This is a genomic window from Staphylococcus sp. ZWU0021, assembly GCF_000798895.1.
Classification (GTDB): domain Bacteria; phylum Bacillota; class Bacilli; order Staphylococcales; family Staphylococcaceae; genus Staphylococcus; species Staphylococcus saprophyticus.
The window spans coordinates 53198-71916 of record NZ_JTLN01000027.1 but is presented as its reverse complement, the minus strand read 5'-3'; the positions used below and the strand labels follow the sequence as shown (position 1 = coordinate 71916).

Genomic DNA, 18719 nt, shown 5'->3' with positions numbered 1-18719 from the left:
TTTTATTCAGCTCCCTCATCATCAGAATTTCTTTTAATTATTGTTTGGTGCTGTTTTAGGTAAAATCAAGTTAAGTATAATACCTGCTAACGCTGCTAATGCCATACCTTCTATTTCTAAGTTAATCCCTAATCCATTTAAATTGAATACTAGATTGCCAATACCAATAACAAGTATGACCGATGCAATGACTAGGTTTCTATTGCTCGCAAAATCTACTTCACTTTCCACTAACATCCTCAAGCCACTTGCTGCGATAATGCCAAATAACAGGATGGATACCCCACCCATGACTGGGGTTGGTATAGATGAAACCAGTGCTGTAAATTTCCCGACAAATCCTAAAATGATTGCAATGACTGCTGCGCCACCAATCACATAAACACTATAAATTTTTGTGATTGCTAAAACGCCGATATTTTCACCATATGTTGTACTTGGAGGACCTCCGATAATACTTGCAAACATGGTTGAAACACCATCACCAATGATTGATTTGTCTAAGCCTGGATCCTTGAAAAAATTACGTCCTACAATCTTATTGATAACCATTTGGTGCCCGATATGTTCACTTACCGTCACAAATACAATAGGTATCAAGACGAGTATGAGTCCTAGATGAAACGAAGGTGTATAATCTTTAAATGGTATGTAGACTTCTGGAAACTGTAGCCATTTTGCTTTAGCAATCGGTGCAAAGTTGACTAATCCCATACAAGCCGAAACGATGTAACCTGTTATGATTCCTATTAGAACAGGAATGAGTGATAAGAATCCTTTAAAATAACCTTGAACAATAATTGTTACTAATAACGTAATCATAGCTACAATCAAGTAACTTAAGTTGTAACCTTTCATGTCCCCTGAGTTCTCAAACATGGCCATATTAACTGCTGTTGGTGCTAAACTCAATCCTATGACCATAATCACTGGTCCTACAACAACAGGTGGCAAAAGATGCATAAGCCAGCCCGTACCACTCAATCTAATTGCTAAGCCTATTAATACGTACATCACGCCGCTCATAAAGAGTGCCATCAGCATATCACCAAGGCTATGAGAATTTAACCCCGTTATAATCGGTGTGATAAATGCAAAGCTCGATCCTAAATATGCTGGTATCTTAGCTTTTGTTATTAGGATATAAAGCAATGTTCCTATACCTGATGCTAAAAGCGCTGATGATATGGGTAATCCAGTTAAAAATGGTACAAGTACGGTCGAACCAAACATTGCGAATAAATGCTGTGTACTTAAAAATGCCCACTGTCCAATTTTTGGTTTATCTTGTACATCTAATACTGGCTTGACTGTCCGTTCAAACATTGTTTCATTTTCCATGGTTATGCTTCCTCTCATAAAAAAATCTCTTTACATTAAATTCATGTAAAGAGACTAAAAAGTATATTATCTAATTTACTCATACACATATAAAAAGTTATGTAACTTCTATAATATTAATGTGCTTTAAAAATAAAATTAGATAATTGAAGAGGTTGTTTCATTAATTGTTTAATTTATAAACGGATGTATTACAATAAAACATTTATCAATATTATTGCATCCGTTTAACCCTCTCCCCTTTTTCAGTCTCTCGTACCGAATTAAAAGGTGTTATTCAATTACAACTGCATTTCTTTCATCTATTTCTTCTAAATATACTGAAACATCTTCTTCCTTGGCTGTCGGGATATTTTTACCTACAAAGTCAGCTCTTATTGGTAACTCTCTATGCCCTCTATCTACTAGTGTCGCTAGCCCAATCTTCTTCGGCCTAGCATACTGTAACACTGCATCTAGTGACGCTCTTACAGTTCTACCAGTATATAAGACATCATCGATAATAATGACTACTTGATTAGTAATGTTTACATCAATTTCATATGATCTTTCATCTACTTGATTTATCGTTTGTTCCAAATCATCTCTAAATTGTGTTATATCGATTGTACCTGTAGGCACAGCAATTTCATCAATTTGCTCAATTTTTTGTTGAATTCTTCTTGCTAAAAATGCGCCACGTGTCTTAATACCTAATAAGATTAAATTATCAGTACCTTTATTATATTCTAAAATTTCGTGTGCAATACGTGTCACAGTACGTTGAATTGCCGCTTCATCCATAATAATGCGTTCTGACATCTTAGGCACCTACCTTTTAAAATGATGATGATATAAAGAAAACCTCATGTCTTTATTAAGACATGAGGTTTGTTAAAGTGTATGACAAACGTATAAGAGACATATGCTTTCTTATCCAAGCTGATTTCTCTTTACAGTGTTTTTACTAACGACTGTATCTTCCGTTGCGTTATATGATACTAACTACAACAGGTATTTTTCTCAAATGAGAAAAATATTGTTTGTCTACCTTTAATAAATACATGTCTTCGAAGCCTCTCTGGACTTACAATTAAAGACGTACGCTCTTTATTAAACTGTCACCATACTACCATGAAACGCATTCACTTGCAAGCCACTTAAGAAATAAACACAGTAGTGAGACAGAAAACGGTATGCTTGTTTCAATTTAAAATGTGTATCTTTAGTGGAAATGACAGTTTGATTAATTAAAAATTAGGCACTATGAATGTTTAATAATCCATTTTATAAAATTTTATCATTTTTATTTATCACTTCTACGTAATTCTGACAATAACTGTTCAAAATCTTCAGGTAATGCAGTTGATTTTTCAATATACTCATGTGTAACTGGATGTTCAAAGCCAATAATTCCAGCGTGTAACGCTTGGCCACCTATATCTAATGTTTTTTTAGGGCCATATTTGGGGTCACCAACTAATGGATAACCAATATATTTCATATGCACACGGATTTGGTGGGTACGTCCGGTTTCTAATTGACACTCTATTAATGTGTATTTATTAAAATGTTCTAAAACATTAAAATGTGTAACCGCCTCTTTACCATCATCTACAACATCCATAGATTGACGATCGTTTTTATTTCTACCAATCGGCGCATCAACAGTACCATAATCATGAGGAATATTACCATGTACCAAAGCGACATATTTACGTGTCACGGTTTTATTAACGAGTTGATCAACTAAACTACGATGTGCCACATCATTTTTAGCAACCATGAGTAAACCTGAGGTATCTTTATCAATACGATGTACAATACCTGGACGTATTTCACCGTTAATACCTGATAAATTTTTCATTTGATACATTAGACCATTCACTAATGTACCGGTATAATGACCTGCAGATGGATGCACAACCATACCTTTAGGTTTATATACAATCGCTACATCATCATCTTCATAATAAATATCTAAATTTAAATTTTCTGGTTGAATATCCGCTTCAACGGTTTCTTTTTCGGTTACAACAATGTGATCATTCATTTTTGTCTTATAATTAGATTTAATGACCTGGTCGTTTACTTTTACTAGAGAAGCTTTAATCCAGTCTTGAATTTGTGTACGTGACCACTCTGAATGATATTCAGGTAGTAATTTATCGATACGTTGGCCTGTATCTTCTGGATTTTCAATCTTAAACTGATGTATATCCATACAATATCTCTCCTATTCTTCTTTCTTCATATCTGTTAGCAAAGCGATAATAATTAATAAAACGCCTATCGTTAAACTTGAGTCAGCTACATTAAATATTGGAAAATTATATCCAAAGATATATGTATCTACAAAGTCTACAACTTCTCCATGTAACACACGATCGATGAAGTTCCCTAATGCACCAGCAAACAATAAACTAATTGCGATTTGCATCAATAAATTGTTTTTCGCTTCTTTAATATAAAATACGATGAGTACAACCAGTATAATGATTGTGATAATAAAGAAAAAACTCATCTTTCCACTTAAAATTCCCCAAGCTGCACCATCATTACGATGCGAAGTTATATTTAAAAAGTTGGGAATAACTTCAAATGAATCTCCCACTTTCATTGAACTAGCAATAATAAATTTTGTGATTTGATCTAATACTAATATAATGATTGTTATGAATAAAGAAATACCAATATAGTACTGACGTTTCATGTCCGTACCTCCTATTCTACGTTCAGTCGCTTTTACAACAACTCTCATTATATCCTACTCAAACTTATAAAAAAAGTTACAGTTTCATTATCTGTAAAAAAACTACATTTCCTATACGAAATTTTGACGTTTAAAATTATACCGATGCAATCAGGAAATTTCTAACTATGCTTTTCATTTTTTATTTCGCTTCTTTATATCACTTTGTAGAAATTGAATCTAAATTGAATCCCATCGGGTCCAGTTAAGCGTTTATGAGTCGATTCAGGATAATGGTAATCTACACAAGCCAAACCATAGGTACGTTCATTTTCAATACGTTTGATACTAGAGTACCAATTATTCACAACGATATGCTGATGATAACCATTTGATGATAAATATACTGAATGATTGGTTTCTAAAGCGGATGGTTCTAAACCAAAAAATCGCTTGTAATATAATTTAATACGTTTTAACTCTATTGTCTTTAGATTAATATAACCAATAATACTTTCATCTGGAATGCCTTGCCACTTTTCATTTGATACATAAGTCAATAGATGTGGCACATTAATCGGTTGGGTCTCTAATACAACTTGTCCATTTTCAAAAGACCAATCTTCCATTGGATTATCGACATAGAATTCAAGTCCATTGCCTTCAGGATCCTCTAGAAAAATTGAGGTAGCCGTTTCGTGTTCACCGCCGTTAACTGGAATTGTATATTCACTTAACTGTACAAGTAAATCTGCTAAGTCTGTCTTTGAAGGTAACTTTATAGCTAAATGAAATAAGCCAGCTTCCGATGTTAATGGCTCTCTCCCCATATTTATTTGATTTAATGTTAAAAAATGATTCATATTTCCTATTTCATAATGAACAATAGATAGTGATTCATTCACTACATTCAATCCTAATATGTCTTGATAAAAATGCTTCATTGCTTCTTTATCTCTTACATTTAATGTGATGCCATTTACAAAATGAGCACTTTGATTATGAAACATGACAAACACCTTTCCAAATGTCAATTTCTTATTCATTAAAATGACACTTTACGTTTAATTTTTATCTATCTACCTATGCTAATTCATACGTCCTTCATTATTGATATTACTGTACATCCGCGCCATTAGCATTTTATTTTCACTAAATTATAACAACAATTATTGCCATAAGAAAAGGTTACTTAATTTGCTGAATGCAAATATAAGTAACCTTTGAACTTATTGAATCATTTTTACTTACTTTCTAATTCTTATACAAGTGTTTTTACAACTGCTTGACAACGAGGACATAAGTTATCTAATTCACCTACTGAACCTAATTCCTCACTATAATTCCAACAACGTTCACATTTTTCTCCATGAGCATGTTCGATACGGATATCACCATGTTGATATGCAACACCGTCATCTACTTTATCGACAACTTCAGCTTGAGAAGTGATAAATAGTTGTTGTAAATCTTTGAATTGTTGTAAGAATGTCGTCGCATCGAAGTTTTCATTAGAGCCAATCACAACTTTTGCTTCGAGTGATTTACCGATTACTTTTTCATTACGTGCAACTTCTAATGCACGGTTAACATCATCACGTAATTTCATAAATGTATTCCATCTATCAACAAACGCTTGATCAATTTCTACGCGCTCTGGCATATTTGTTAAATGTACACTCTCTTCTTCTACGTGTGGAATATGAGACCAAACTTCTTCAGCAGTATGAACTAAAATCGGTGCAAGTAGTTTTGTCATATCTACTACAATTTGGTATAACACCGTTTGCATGCTGCGACGTTTGTGTGAATCACGTTCTTCAATATATAGAATATCTTTACCATAATCTAGATAGAAATTACTTAATTCCACATTGATAAAGTTTTGAACTTCTTGGTAAATATCTAAATAATCATAGTTATCATAGTGATCTAATGTGTTTGCAGTAAATTCACGTAATCTATTTAATAAATATTTATCTACTTCTAGTAAATCTTTTTCTGCGATAGCGTCTGTGGCAGGGTTATAATCACTCACATTTCCTAGCATAAATCTTAGCGTATTTCTAATCTTACGATATACATCAGAAGATTGTTTTAAGATTTCATCAGATATACGAACATCTGCTAAATAATCTACACTACTTACCCATAGACGTGCAATGTCTGCACCTTTTTGTTTAACGATTTGATCAGGAACAATCACATTTCCTAATGATTTACTCATTTTTTTACCTTCGCCATCCATGACAAAGCCATGAGAAAGTAACATTTTATATGGTGATTGTCCCCTTGTAGCTACAGAAGTTGTTATTGAAGAGTTAAACCAACCACGATACTGGTCACTACCTTCAAGATATAAATCTGCAGGATATGATAATTCTGGACGTGCCTCTAATACACCACGGTGTGAAGAACCTGAATCAAACCATACATCCATGATATCCGTTTCTTTTGTGAATTCGCCGTTAGGGCTACCAGGATGTGTAAAACCTTCTGGCAGTAAATCTTTCGCTTCACGTTCAAACCAAATATTTGAACCATTTGCTTCAAATAAATCTGCAACATGGTTTACGGTCTCACTTGTCATGATGATGTCACCATTTTCTGCATAAAATACTGGTAATGGCACACCCCATACACGTTGGCGAGAAATAACCCATTCTCCACGATCACGAATCATATTATAGATACGTGTTTTACCCCAATCAACTTTGAATTGCGTATCGTCTATTGCACTTAAGATGTCCTCACGTACTTTATCAATAGAAGCAAACCATTGTGGTGTCGCTCTAAAGATCACTGGTTTCTTAGTACGCCAATCATGAGGGTAACTATGTGTAATAAATTCTAATTTTAATAATGAGCCATCTTCTTTTAATAAATCTGTGATTTCTTTGTTTGCTTTATCATAGAACATGCCTTCAAATTGACCTGCTTCATCAGTGAACACACCTTTATCATCAACAGGACTGATAACAGGTAAATTGTATTTTTGACCAACAATATAGTCATCTTCACCATGACCTGGTGCTGTGTGTACACAACCTGTACCTGCATCAGTAGTAACGTGTAACCCGTTGATAACTAATGATTCACGATCAAAGAATGGATGTTGCGCTTTAATGTACTCTAAGTCTTTACCTTTGAATTCTTTTTCTAATTCTAAAGTATCTTCGTCCCAATCTAGCGCTTCAGCCACATCACTCGCTAAATCTTTACCGATAATATATTTTTTGCCGTTAACATTATATTGACCATAAGTTAAATCTGGGTGTACTGTAATGGCAACATTTGAAGGTAAAGTCCATGGTGTTGTTGTCCAGATGATGAATTGTGCATCGTCATCTACAATACCTTTACCATCTATAACATCAAAAGCTACATAAATAGACGGTGAACGTTTATCTTGATATTCAATTTCAGCTTCAGCTAATGACGATTCACTTGATGGTGACCAATAAACAGGTTTTTTACCTTTATAAATTAATCCTTTGTCTGCCATTTCACCAAACAAACGAATTTGAGCTGCTTCATATTCAGGTTTAAGCGTAATGTATGGATTATTAAAATCACCTTTAACACCTAAACGTTTAAAATCTTTTTTCTGGTTGTCGATTTGTTCTAATGCAAATGCTTCACATTTTTTTCTAAATTCAGCGATTGATAGTTCTTTACGTTTAACGCCCTTTTTAGTCAATGCTTGTTCAATTGGAAGACCATGTGTATCCCAACCTGGAACGTATGGTGCATAGTAACCAAGCATGGATTTATATCTCGTAATAATATCTTTAAGAATTTTATTTAAGGCATGGCCCATGTGTAAATTACCATTCGCATACGGTGGTCCATCATGTAAAATAAATGACGGATTACCTTCATTTTTATCTAATACTTTTTGATAAATATTTTTGGCATCCCATTCTTCTTGTATTTTTGGCTCTTTATTTGGCAAACCTCCACGCATTGGGAAATCTGTTTTTGGCATTAACAACGTATCTTTATAATCCATTTTCAATACACTCCTTCTTCCGATTTTCTAAGTTAGTTCATTTTATACAATAAAAGAACCCTAAGTTCAATTAACAGGGACGATATTGACCGCGTTACCACCCTGGTTAACTCAACTTAGAGTTCTCTCATTTATGTTATATAAATTGTGACAACAGTGATATTAGAAACGCACATATGAAAGGCTCTCACTATTCCTAACTCGCTTTGATATGTGTTTCGTTTCAAACGTGTCTGTTATCCTTATGCTTTATTCGGATCATCATTTGATTGTGCAGTATTATCTGCTTCTGCTTTTGCTTTCATAGCTTTTTCTTCTTCAGTTAAATCCTTTTCATTCAAATGATTAATATTTTCTTGAGTCACTTGTTCAGAATCCAAATCATAATTTAATAAGTAATCCCAATCTTCACTTTTAAGTAAATCTAATTGTGCTTCAACTAGCATACGGAAACGCGATCTGAAAATTTTTGATTGACGTTTCATATCTTCTGTTTGGAAAGATAAGCGACGTGCTTTTTCCACACCATCATTAACAATTTTATCCGCTTCTGCTTTTGCTTTTGCTACTGTTGCTTCTGCTTCTTTTGTAGCAGCTGCTTTAGTTTCCTCACCAGCATGTTTTGCTTGAATTAAAGCATCACTTACGGATTGATGTACATCCTTGTAAGATTGAATATTTGTTTCTTTATCTTCAATGACTTTTTCTAACTGAGCTTTGTCTTCTTTTAGACGTTCAATTTCATTACTTAATTGTTCTAAATAGTCTTCAACTTCTTTAGGTTCAAACCCACTTTTTACTTGAGTAAATGTTTTGTTTTTTATTTCACTTGGTGTAAAAGGCATACATGATCCTCCTTCTATAATACACTATTATCAGCTTTGATTAAATAAGATAAATAGTGTTTTTCCTACAATATTCTTTTATAATATATCATTTAGTTAATTGTGCAAAGTGTTTATATTCGCTTTCATAAACTTCATATTATTTAAACAGCGTTTTATATGAAATGCGTATTTTATCTTTTTTTGTTTTACCACCAATATCAGTAATCATCGCTCTTCCAAATCCTTGGATAGACAACAAATCCCCACTATCTAGTTGGAAATCTGCAGCATCAATCACTGTATGGTTGACTTTAACACGCTTTTTATCAATAAGTTGCTTAGCTATCGAGCGTGATTTACGCACCATCTCTTTTAATACGACATCTAATCTTAAACCACTGACAGTCGTTTCAAAAGATAGCCAATGCTCTTTTGATTGTATCATATCTTTTATAGGAATAGAATTAAGTTTAACTGAAGCACCTTTGATTTTAGTTAATTCTAATATAATATAAGATTCTAATTGTTTTGTCAAAGTAAATTGAATTCGATCATCTACAACAATGTCACCTAGTTGATCTCTTTCAATACCTAAAGACATGATTGTACCCAATATGTGTTGGTGCTGTAATGTTACAAATTTTTGAGGATAATCTATTTCAATTAATACAATTTCAAATGCCTCTGCATCTGGTTGAAAATAACTTGGCGCAATCATCGCTCTTTTTCTTTCCGCGAATGGCCCACCATAAAATGTAACTTCTAAATCTTCAAAACTGCCAGCCACCACATTCATAATATACTGACCACGTGGATCTAAAAATGGCGTTAAAATAGGCGAATATTGATCATTAGCCCGATTACATTTATCTATAAGTTGATCTATTAATTCATGCTCTTCTTTTCTAAAATGCTGATATATATCTATGACGCTCACCCCAAATACAAGACAAAGCACCTCGCGTCTATGAACGTAGGTGCTTATCATTTATTTTATACATACTTTTTTAAATTCACTCTAAATATTAATTATTGCTTTAATCATTACATTAATTTACTCAAAATAAGATTGAAGATACTTGCCAATCCACTTCTGAATAATACAAGTACAATGATGGCAACAATTGACGAAATATCAATCATTCCGAGCGGCGGAATAATCTTACGGAATTGTTCTAAAAATGGTTCATAAATTTTGGCTAAAAATTGACCAAATCTGTTTTCTCGTGCATTTGGAATCCACGACATAAAGAAATAAACAATCATTCCATAATAATAAATTTGAACCAAGAATAAAATAAAATTAAATATATTTGCTAATAAACCTATATCCATTTATTTTTAACCTCTATTCACCTTGGTATTCCATATTTTCTATTTGATCCGTGATACTGCCAGCAACTTCAACATTGTCTGGTGTACATAAGAATATATCTGATCCGACGCGTTGGATGTCTCCACCAATCGCATATACAGTACCACTTAAAAAGTCTATGATGCGTTTAGCTGATACTTTATCGATACGTTGTAAGTTAACTAATGTTGCACGACGATTTTTTAATTCGTCAGCTATATCTTGTGTATCTGAAAAAACACGTGGTTCAAATAAACACATTTTAGAACTTTCTTGTGTAAAATCATAATTTTCTTGCTCTTGATTATTCATATTCACAACGTTCCTAGCATTATTTTTTGATGTAGTGTTATTCATTTGATACTTCCTTTCACCCGATGATTGTTGCAATCTAGTTGACTGCTTTTTGGGCACGGATTGAATCGATCTCGGTCTTTCTGAATTCACATTTCTAGGTTGTTCTGTAAATTGATTTTGAGACTGCGCTTGTTGTTTAGCTTGTTGTCTTTCTTGTTGCTCATTTTCTTCTGGTGGTGCTTCTAATTCGTCATCTTCCTCTTCAACCACGAAAAATCCACTAAATAAATCTTTTAAAGCCACGGGGCTCACTCCTCTTTTCCTACAAGTTTAGTCCCAATTCTCACAAATGATGCACCTTCTTCAGCAGCTAAATGGAAATCATTACTCATTCCCATTGACAACTCAGTACATGGTGCATAATTTAAATTGAGCGCTTTAATTTCATCTCTTTTTAATTTTAATAATTGAAATAAACGTTTAATATATGACTCATCGTCAGTTAATGGCGCCATAGTCATAAGTCCTATAATTTCTATATTTTCATATTGCTTTAATTCTTTTATAAATGTTTCTACTTCAGATAATGAAACACCTTGTTTCGATGATTCACCTGAAACATTGACTTGAACAAAACACTTAATTTTATGTTCAGCACGTTTATTGATTTCTTTTGCCAATTTTAACCGATCCAACGCGTGAAAATAATCTATTTCATTGATAACATCTTTCACTTTTCGTGTTTGCAATGAACCAATAAAGTGCATCACAACATCATCTGGTAAAGCTGCTTTCTTTTGTTGAAAGCCTTCTAAACGATTTTCACCGAAATGTCTAATGCCAACATTATATGCATCATTAGCTCGGTCTATTGTAACATACTTTGTCACTGCTATCACGTCTGGCTTCGTTGTAATATTACCTTTTTTACAATGTGCTTCAATTTGTTCATTTATTTTTTCTAAATTATATTGTACATCCAACTTTAAACACCTCTTCATTATTGACCAATAAATGCTAACATTCTACCTGTGTTCCCCTTTTCAACTCGATAGGAAAAGAACAAAGATAAATCTTCAGATGTCGCATAATTTGTTATATATATATTATCTTTGGGAACACCCGCATTTTCAAGTAATAATGCATTGGCGCATTTTAAATCAATACCATGTCTGTCTGTGCCTCTAGTATCAATATATTGGTTGATATCAATGGGAAGCGTTTCAAATTTTGATTTAATATCATCATTAATTTCATATGATGTCGAAGTAGCAGGTCCAATAACAACATTTAAATCATTTAAGTCAAAATCAATATTTGAGATTAATGCATTCACGATTTGTCCAACCGTCCCTCTCCAACCAGCATGCGCCAGTCCAATAAAATGATGTTTTTCACTGTAAAAATATATTGGGACACAATCTGCATAGCACATTGTAAGTAATAGATTGGGTTCATAAGTATATAGTGCGTCTACACCATGCAATGCATCATTTAACGCATCAATATTTGTTCCTTTATCGTTGCTAGTTACTTTAACAACTTTGTTTTCATGTGTTTGGATAGGGAAGACCCATTGTTCTCTTGGAAATCCAATAACTGTTGCAAGCATTTCTTGATGTTTCGTAATATTTTGCTGAGAATCATCAATATATCTTGCCATATTAAACGCATTATGAGGATATGGACTTAAACCGTCTTCTCTTGTTGTTATACCCAGTTTTACATTTATTAATTGTTTATCCTCATATTCCAAGATATGACGCTTTTTAATAAATTTATCTTGCATCACAACGAACCTCCATTAATTTATATTATTCAATTTTAATATTACGAATCAACATGCCCTTCCAAAATAATGGCTAGTTTCAACTTTCTGCTTATCTGAAAAACATTTGTCATTCATATAACAGACACACTTTAATTATAATAAAATATCTCTATTTATACTAGCATTTGTAAATCTATGAGTAGATCCATTTGTAATTGGAAGCCGACTCATTTTATTTTCTTTAAATTTGAAAAAGAAACAGTAAGAAAACGGATTACCTGAGCTAAAGCTCATGTATAAGAACTACTATTATTCATAAATGAAAAAGTAGTTCTGAAAAGTAGTTCTATAAAGTAGTTCTATGGATAAGCGATACTTTATCATATCAGAAAAAAGCCTGAAGCATTGTTTATGCCTCAGACTCAACTTTTATTTATAATCATATATTACAAAAAGATTTTAAATTAACGTCTAGTTCTTCTTGAACGTCTTTCTTCTCTATTTCTAATAAAGCTTGGAATGTCATCTTCATTCGTAGTATGTGCTCTACCTTCACTAGCACTATCTGATGATTGAGACGCATTCGTTGTGTTTGAAGCGAATGTGTCTTCTTTAGTTGTATTGCTGCTTGTAGCACTGCTTCCAAATCCTGTGTTTGAAGCTTTGCGACCTTGTGATGAAGGTTTATCTTCAAAACCAGTTGCGATTACTGTTACAACAATTTCATCTTGTAGTTCAGGATTAATTACAGTACCAAATATCATATTAACATCTTCGTCAGCTGCATCTTGTACGATGTCTGCTGCTTCTTGAGCTTCGAATAATGATAATGATTCTCCACCTGTAATATTCATAAGCACACCTTGTGCACCAACGATTGAAGTTTCTAATAATGGTGATGAAATTGCTTTTTTAGCAGCTTCAACAGCACGATTTTCGCCAGAAGAAACACCGATACCCATTAATGCTGAACCTTGGTTAGACATAATTGTTTTAACGTCTGCAAAGTCAAGGTTAACTTCACCTGATACTGCGATTAAATCAGAAATACCTTGAACACCTTGGCGTAATACATTATCAGCTTCTTTAAATGCTTCCATCATAGGTGTTGATTTATCAACGATATCTAATAAACGGTCATTAGGAATAACAATTAATGTATCAACAGCAGCTTTCATAGCTTCTACACCTGCTGCAGCTTGAGTTTGACGCTTACGACCTTCAAAACCAAATGGACGTGTTACAACACCAACTGTTAACGCACCCATTTCTTTAGCAATTTTAGCTACTACAGGTGCTGCACCAGTACCTGTACCGCCACCCATACCAGCAGTTACGAATACCATATCTGCACCTTGGATTGCATCTTCAATTTGTTCACGTGATTCTTCAGCTGCTTTTTTACCAATTTCAGGGTTAGCGCCAGCGCCTAAACCACGAGTTAATTTTTCACCAATTTGGATTTTTGACTCAGCTTTAGATAAGTTTAAAGCTTGTCCATCCGTATTAATAGAAATAAACTCAACATTATTCATACCATGGTCAATCATACGGTTTACAGCGTTATTACCGCCGCCCCCTACACCGATGACTTTTAACGTCGCTAAATGATTAAATCCTTGTTCAAATTCTAACATTTATATTTCCTCCTAGTTTTAATGGCCAATCAATCGAATAGAGATTTCATAAGTTTTTTAAATTTACCTTCTTCTTTTTCCTGAGGTTTAAGTTCTTCATCGTGTTCGACATTTACTTCATCGTCGTATACCTCTGGTTCTTCTTCATCAACAACAGATTCTTTTGTTCGAGTTGATTCTGAAGAAGTAGCTTGAAGTTCATCATCTTGCTTGTTCGATTTTTTCTTGAACCAATCAAATCCGCTTGATTTTGTACTGTGTTCTCTTTCATCAGATTCGATGACTTCCTCTTCGAATTCTTCACTGTCACGATTACTAATTGTAACATAATCTAGCAATTCGTCGAAAGTAATGCTACTAGAAATTGTTGAAATTGCTGATGAGAATTCAGGCTTTCTAATTCCCATTTGTGATGGTGTATGAATTCTAACTTTCTCACTCACCATATCTTGCAACAATTCTTTGACTCCTAATAAATTAGCCGAACCACCAGTAACTACGAAACCGCCGTTTACTTTTGTAAGACCTAAGTCTTGTAAAACCTCAAATACATTGAAGAAAATATCTTCAACTCGTGCTTCGATAATATCTGCTAAATCTTTTTGAGTAAATTGAACATCTTCTTCGCTATCTACTTGATCAACAGTAAAGATATCTTGATCCGATGCAGATTCAAAGAAAGCGTGCCCATATTGGTGTTTAACTTTTTCAGCAGTCTCAAATGAAGTATTTAACCCTTTGGCTATATCTTCAGTAATATCACGACCTGCCATTTCTAAAGCATCTGCATCAACTAATTCTCCACGTTCATAAAACGCAAGTTGTGTGATGTCTTCACCAATATCAATTACACAAGCACCTAATTCTTTTTCAGTAGCAGAAAGCACTGAGCCATAATTATATGCGTCAGAATAAACATCTAGTACATCTACTCCACAAGACTCAACACATTTAATCATATTAATTAAAATTGATTTTTGAATTGCGATGACGCCTGCTTCAACTTTCAAACTATGTCTTGCAATCAGTTCTTTTGGATCAGAAACTTCATTTTCGCCATCAACAACAAATTTAATTGGAAATGCGTTAATAATTTCAGTTTCTGGTACATCATTTTTGTCTCTAATACTTTCAAGCACACTTTCAATGTGCGTACCATTTAATTCAGTATCTTCATAAAATTCTATTTCATTAGACTCATCAAATACTTCTGTTCCGATTATTGGAAGTTTTAAAAAGACTTCCTTTATATCTACTCCTGAAGCAATAGAGGCTTTTTTGATTGTATCTTTTATCGCTTGTTTCGCAATATCGAAGTCATCAATAAGACCATTTTTAATCCCACTTGTGTAGGTCTGTCCTGTACCTATCACATTTATTCCGTTGTGAAATTTTTCGCCCACTATTGTTTTAACACTTGATGAACCGATATCTATACTTACATAATAATGCTCTTCCATAGATAGGCACCTCCTGACAATCACTTATTCAAGTTCACACTATTAACAGTTTACAATACGTTTTAACGCTTGTGAACTATAAACACATGTGTTTGTCTAAATTTTTTAATTATTTTCGTTTGACTTATCTGCAATTCTATTTAATGCACTTTGCAACTCATCTTTTGCTTCATTTTCTTCGCTTGTTTTTTTCTGTACATTTTGCTCACTCGTAGATTTTGTACTACCTCCATCACTATATGGAATAAATGATGCACCTACTGATAAATCAATATACCCTGATTTTTTCAAGTTACCAGATTCATCACGTTCTAAGGATTGCGACATTTGTGGATAATACTTCATTTTATTAGCAATTGTATTTAAATTACCTACTATTTGTATTTCATCTGTTGTAAATAATTTGATTTGGCTTTGCGCATTTTCTTGAGGATCATATTTAATTTCTGCAATCATGCTTCTCACATTTGCTGGCATACTTGATAATTCATGAATAATTTTTTCTTTTTTATCTTTTTCAAACCCTTCAAGAATTGGGCCATCATCCGTCGCATTTCCATCATAATTCTTTAATTCTGATCCATCTTCTAAAATTGGCACATAATTATCTTTCTTTTGAACCATCGCAACGATTTGCTTTTCAGTCACTTTAACGGATAGTTTATTTGGAAAAACTTTTTTAACTTCTGCACTTTTGATAAGCTCGTTGTCTTCTAAATTGTTTTTAGCTTTTGTTGTACTATACGTATACATTCGTGAACTGCTTTTTACATTAATAGCTTTATCTATCGTACTTTTAGAAACATTATCGTTTCCAGCTATCTTCACACTATTAACTTTACTTAAGGGTGTAAACATATAAATCAAGATTAAAATGATGATGAATAACAAAACACCAAATATTGAATATTGAATTTGTTTCTGTCTTTTTCGTCGTTTTGCTCTTTTTTCTTTCAAATAATCCGAATCAAATTCTTTTACTTTATCAGCCATTCATTTTCACACCCTTTAAAAAGAAGGTAAATTTGCTTGGAAACTTTTAATGAACTTATTTCCTCGCTCTTCAAAAGTATTGTATTGATCCCAACTTGCGCAAGCCGGAGAAAGTAACACAACATCGTTTGGCTCTATAACTGACTGAATTTTATCAACAGCATCTTGCACGTCGTTTGCTGTAATTACATACTTTCCTTGACTTTCACCTAATTTGATAAATTTTTCTTTCGTTTCACCGAAAGCGACCATCATTCTGACATTTTTCATATGAGGAATTAATTCATCAAAATCATTTCCTCTATCTAAGCCACCACATAACCAAATTATTGGTTGTTTAAACGAATCCAATGCAAATTGTGTCGCAAGTGTATTCGTCGCTTTAGAGTCATTATAATATTTATTTGTTTTATTCGTGCCAATATATTGTAATCTATGCTCAATGCCAGAAAAAGAAGTCAAACTATCAATAATGGCTTTAACGGATATACCTGAAAGTAGCGCAGCCAATACAGCAGCAAGAATATTTTCTAAATTATGCTCTCCTGGTAATACTAAATCGTCTTTATGGATAATTCTAAAACCTTTGAAAACGATGTAGTCATCTTTAACATATATCCCATCAACTTCTTGTTGTGTTGAAAAATAATACGTTTTTGCTCTTAGTGTCTCTGATTCAATTAAATGACGTTGATGATAATTACATATTAAATAATCATTTTCAGTTTGGTTTTTATAAATTTGCTTTTTGGCATTTTGGTAATTGTCTAAAGTTTCATGATAGTCTAAATGTGCAGAATAGATATTTGTAATAATAGCAATGTGAGGTTTATATTGATCAATTCCTAATAACTGGAATGAAGATAATTCAGTCACTAAGTAATCGTCAGCAGTCACTTCTTGTGCTACTTTAGAAGCCACATAGCCAATGTTACCAGACAATTTCCCAGTCACTCTACTTTTTTGGAACATATCTCCAATTAATGAAGTCACAGTTGTTTTACCATTTGTACCCGTTACACCTATAATTGGTGCTTCCGATATTAAGTAACTCAATTCAACTTCAGTTAAAATAGTTAAACCTTTTTCAACAGCCGCTTCTATCAAAGGTACTGTATAAGGTATCCCCGGATTTTTCACAATAATGGGATGACTATCCAGTAAAGACAATGGATGTTCTCCACCAATGACTTTAATACCCTCATTTTCTAAATCAATTGCATGTGCATCCTGACTTAAATCTTTACCATCATTCACAATCACATTTGCGCCAAGTTTATTTAATAATTTCGCTGCCTCATAGCCACTTTTTGCTAGTCCAATGACTAAAACATTTTTATTTTCTAATCCTCTATATTTAAGCATGTTAACTCACTCCAATCCATAAACCAATTAGTCCTGTAATTAGACCGACTGTCCAAAATACCGTTACTACTTTAGTTTCATTCCAACCGACAAGTTCGAAATGGTGATGTAAAGGTGACATTTTGAAAATACGTTTACCTGTTAATTTAAATGATGTTACTTGTATCATCACTGATAATGTTTCAGCTACGAATACAAATCCAATAAATAGCAATGAAAGTTCTTGGTTTAACATAATAGAAATCGTAGCAAAGATACCACCTAAGGCTAAACTACCTGTGTCACCCATAAATACTTTTGCAGGGTTTAAGTTAAATGGTAAGAATCCTAATAATGCAAAAATCATGATAATACAGAATAAACCAATAGATGTTGCACCTTGGAAATAAGCCATAATTGCATACATAACGAAACCAATAATTGATAGTCCAGTTGCTAAACCATCTAAGCCATCTGTTAAATTAACTGCATTTGAAAAGCCAACTTGCCAAAAAACTATGAAAATTACATACGCAATTGACAAAGGAATTTCAAAATTGATAAATGGTATATGAATTCCTGTTGAAAAGTCCGTTAAATTAAACACTTGGCTCAATATAAAGAATATAACTGCTATCGCGATTTGAGCTAAAAACTTTTGTTTACTAGTTAAGCCTTGGTTATTTTTCTTTACAACAATAATGTAATCATCTATAAAGCCAATCAAACCAAATCCAATTGTTACAAATAACAATAAAATAATAGGATTAGAATTATCTATAAAAATAATCGCTAAAATTGAAGTTATGATGATACTAATTAGGAAAGTGAGTCCACCCATTGTTGGTGTACCTGTTTTTTTCATGTGACTCTGAGGACCTTCTTCTCGGATGCTTTGCCCAAATTTCATCCTTTTCAATGTCGGTATTAATACTGGGACTAATATAAATGTGATTAAAAGTGCGATGATTGCGAGTAGATAAACCATATTATGCTCCTTTATATACTTAAT

17 protein-coding genes are annotated in these 18719 nt (G+C 33.1%); all 17 read right to left on the bottom strand.

The features are described from left to right. Window positions 1–33 precede the first annotated feature (33 nt). The 17 genes from L987_RS05835 to mraY all read right to left on the bottom strand — a co-directional run bounded on the left by L987_RS05835 (window position 34) and on the right by mraY (window position 18695). Window positions 34–1341: a uracil-xanthine permease family protein gene (locus L987_RS05835; RefSeq protein ID WP_047503525.1), complete on the bottom strand. Its 1308-nt coding sequence runs from the start codon at window positions 1339–1341 to the stop codon at window positions 34–36. A 273-nt stretch (window positions 1342–1614) separates the two neighbouring features. Beyond that, window positions 1615–2142 (bottom strand): bifunctional pyr operon transcriptional regulator/uracil phosphoribosyltransferase PyrR, encoded by a 528-nt coding sequence (gene pyrR / locus L987_RS05830; RefSeq protein ID WP_011303315.1) that lies wholly within the window; start codon window positions 2140–2142, stop codon window positions 1615–1617. 484 nt (window positions 2143–2626) lie between these two features. Continuing rightward, on the bottom strand, window positions 2627–3544 hold the full coding sequence (locus L987_RS05825) for an RluA family pseudouridine synthase (protein ID WP_047503523.1): 918 nt from the start codon (window positions 3542–3544) through the stop codon (window positions 2627–2629). Window positions 3545–3556: 12 nt separating this feature from the next. Next, window positions 3557–4033, bottom strand: coding sequence for a signal peptidase II (lspA, locus tag L987_RS05820; RefSeq protein ID WP_011303317.1), 477 nt, complete (start codon window positions 4031–4033; stop codon window positions 3557–3559). 194 nt (window positions 4034–4227) lie between these two features. Further along, entirely contained in the window at window positions 4228–5022 is a 795-nt protein-coding gene (locus L987_RS05815; RefSeq protein WP_047503520.1) for a VOC family protein, read from the bottom strand. A 251-nt stretch (window positions 5023–5273) separates the two neighbouring features. Next, window positions 5274–8024, bottom strand: coding sequence for an isoleucine--tRNA ligase (gene ileS, locus L987_RS05810; RefSeq protein ID WP_011303319.1), 2751 nt, complete (start codon window positions 8022–8024; stop codon window positions 5274–5276). A 242-nt stretch (window positions 8025–8266) separates the two neighbouring features. Beyond that, a complete protein-coding gene (locus tag L987_RS05805) occupies window positions 8267–8869 on the bottom strand; it encodes a DivIVA domain-containing protein (RefSeq protein WP_011303320.1) in 603 nt (200 codons plus the stop codon). 139 nt (window positions 8870–9008) lie between these two features. Continuing rightward, on the bottom strand, window positions 9009–9839 hold the full coding sequence (locus tag L987_RS05800; protein WP_048787294.1) for a YlmH family RNA-binding protein: 831 nt from the start codon (window positions 9837–9839) through the stop codon (window positions 9009–9011). Window positions 9840–9895: 56 nt separating this feature from the next. Next, window positions 9896–10186 carry a YggT family protein gene (locus L987_RS05795; RefSeq protein WP_002483537.1) on the bottom strand — a complete coding sequence of 97 codons (291 nt, stop codon included), beginning with the start codon at window positions 10184–10186 and terminating at the stop codon, window positions 9896–9898. A 13-nt stretch (window positions 10187–10199) separates the two neighbouring features. Beyond that, the gene (locus tag L987_RS05790) at window positions 10200–10805 is read right to left on the bottom strand and encodes a cell division protein SepF (protein ID WP_047503516.1); all 606 of its coding nucleotides are present in this window, start codon (window positions 10803–10805) and stop codon (window positions 10200–10202) included. A gap of 5 nt (window positions 10806–10810) precedes the next feature. After that, window positions 10811–11485: a YggS family pyridoxal phosphate-dependent enzyme gene (locus tag L987_RS05785; protein ID WP_011303322.1), complete on the bottom strand. Its 675-nt coding sequence runs from the start codon at window positions 11483–11485 to the stop codon at window positions 10811–10813. Between the two features lie 17 nt (window positions 11486–11502). Continuing rightward, window positions 11503–12291: a peptidoglycan editing factor PgeF gene (pgeF, locus tag L987_RS05780; protein ID WP_047503513.1), complete on the bottom strand. Its 789-nt coding sequence runs from the start codon at window positions 12289–12291 to the stop codon at window positions 11503–11505. A gap of 446 nt (window positions 12292–12737) precedes the next feature. Beyond that, the gene (gene ftsZ, locus L987_RS05775) at window positions 12738–13910 is read right to left on the bottom strand and encodes a cell division protein FtsZ (protein WP_002483541.1); all 1173 of its coding nucleotides are present in this window, start codon (window positions 13908–13910) and stop codon (window positions 12738–12740) included. A gap of 29 nt (window positions 13911–13939) precedes the next feature. Then, on the bottom strand, window positions 13940–15370 hold the full coding sequence (ftsA, locus tag L987_RS05770; RefSeq protein WP_047503508.1) for a cell division protein FtsA: 1431 nt from the start codon (window positions 15368–15370) through the stop codon (window positions 13940–13942). 105 nt (window positions 15371–15475) lie between these two features. Beyond that, window positions 15476–16363 carry a cell division protein FtsQ/DivIB gene (locus L987_RS05765; RefSeq protein ID WP_052190972.1) on the bottom strand — a complete coding sequence of 296 codons (888 nt, stop codon included), beginning with the start codon at window positions 16361–16363 and terminating at the stop codon, window positions 15476–15478. A gap of 15 nt (window positions 16364–16378) precedes the next feature. Beyond that, window positions 16379–17728 (bottom strand): UDP-N-acetylmuramoyl-L-alanine--D-glutamate ligase, encoded by a 1350-nt coding sequence (gene murD / locus L987_RS05760; RefSeq protein WP_002483544.1) that lies wholly within the window; start codon window positions 17726–17728, stop codon window positions 16379–16381. 1 nt (window position 17729) lies between these two features. Further along, window positions 17730–18695 (bottom strand): phospho-N-acetylmuramoyl-pentapeptide-transferase, encoded by a 966-nt coding sequence (gene mraY, locus L987_RS05755; RefSeq protein ID WP_011303326.1) that lies wholly within the window; start codon window positions 18693–18695, stop codon window positions 17730–17732. Window positions 18696–18719 lie beyond the last annotated feature (24 nt).

Bases quoted from the DNA above. Each gene is read 5' to 3' on its own strand.
- pgeF (WP_047503513.1), bottom strand. From the start codon at position 12,291: ATGCAAGATAAATTTATTAAAAAGCGTCATATCTTGGAATATGAGGAT.
- L987_RS05805 (WP_011303320.1), bottom strand. From the start codon at position 8,869: ATGCCTTTTACACCAAGTGAAATAAAAAACAAAACATTTACTCAAGTA.
- L987_RS05795 (WP_002483537.1), bottom strand. From the start codon at position 10,186: ATGGATATAGGTTTATTAGCAAATATATTTAATTTTATTTTATTCTTG.
- ftsA (WP_047503508.1), bottom strand. From the start codon at position 15,370: ATGGAAGAGCATTATTATGTAAGTATAGATATCGGTTCATCAAGTGTT.
- mraY (WP_011303326.1), bottom strand. From the start codon at position 18,695: ATGGTTTATCTACTCGCAATCATCGCACTTTTAATCACATTTATATTA.
- pyrR (WP_011303315.1), bottom strand. From the start codon at position 2,142: ATGTCAGAACGCATTATTATGGATGAAGCGGCAATTCAACGTACTGTG.
- murD (WP_002483544.1), bottom strand. From the start codon at position 17,728: ATGCTTAAATATAGAGGATTAGAAAATAAAAATGTTTTAGTCATTGGA.
- L987_RS05800 (WP_048787294.1), bottom strand. From the start codon at position 9,839: ATGATAAGCACCTACGTTCATAGACGCGAGGTGCTTTGTCTTGTATTT.
- L987_RS05765 (WP_052190972.1), bottom strand. From the start codon at position 16,363: ATGGCTGATAAAGTAAAAGAATTTGATTCGGATTATTTGAAAGAAAAA.
- L987_RS05825 (WP_047503523.1), bottom strand. From the start codon at position 3,544: ATGGATATACATCAGTTTAAGATTGAAAATCCAGAAGATACAGGCCAA.
- ftsZ (WP_002483541.1), bottom strand. From the start codon at position 13,910: ATGTTAGAATTTGAACAAGGATTTAATCATTTAGCGACGTTAAAAGTC.
- L987_RS05815 (WP_047503520.1), bottom strand. From the start codon at position 5,022: ATGTTTCATAATCAAAGTGCTCATTTTGTAAATGGCATCACATTAAAT.
- lspA (WP_011303317.1), bottom strand. From the start codon at position 4,033: ATGAAACGTCAGTACTATATTGGTATTTCTTTATTCATAACAATCATT.
- ileS (WP_011303319.1), bottom strand. From the start codon at position 8,024: ATGGATTATAAAGATACGTTGTTAATGCCAAAAACAGATTTCCCAATG.
- L987_RS05835 (WP_047503525.1), bottom strand. From the start codon at position 1,341: ATGGAAAATGAAACAATGTTTGAACGGACAGTCAAGCCAGTATTAGAT.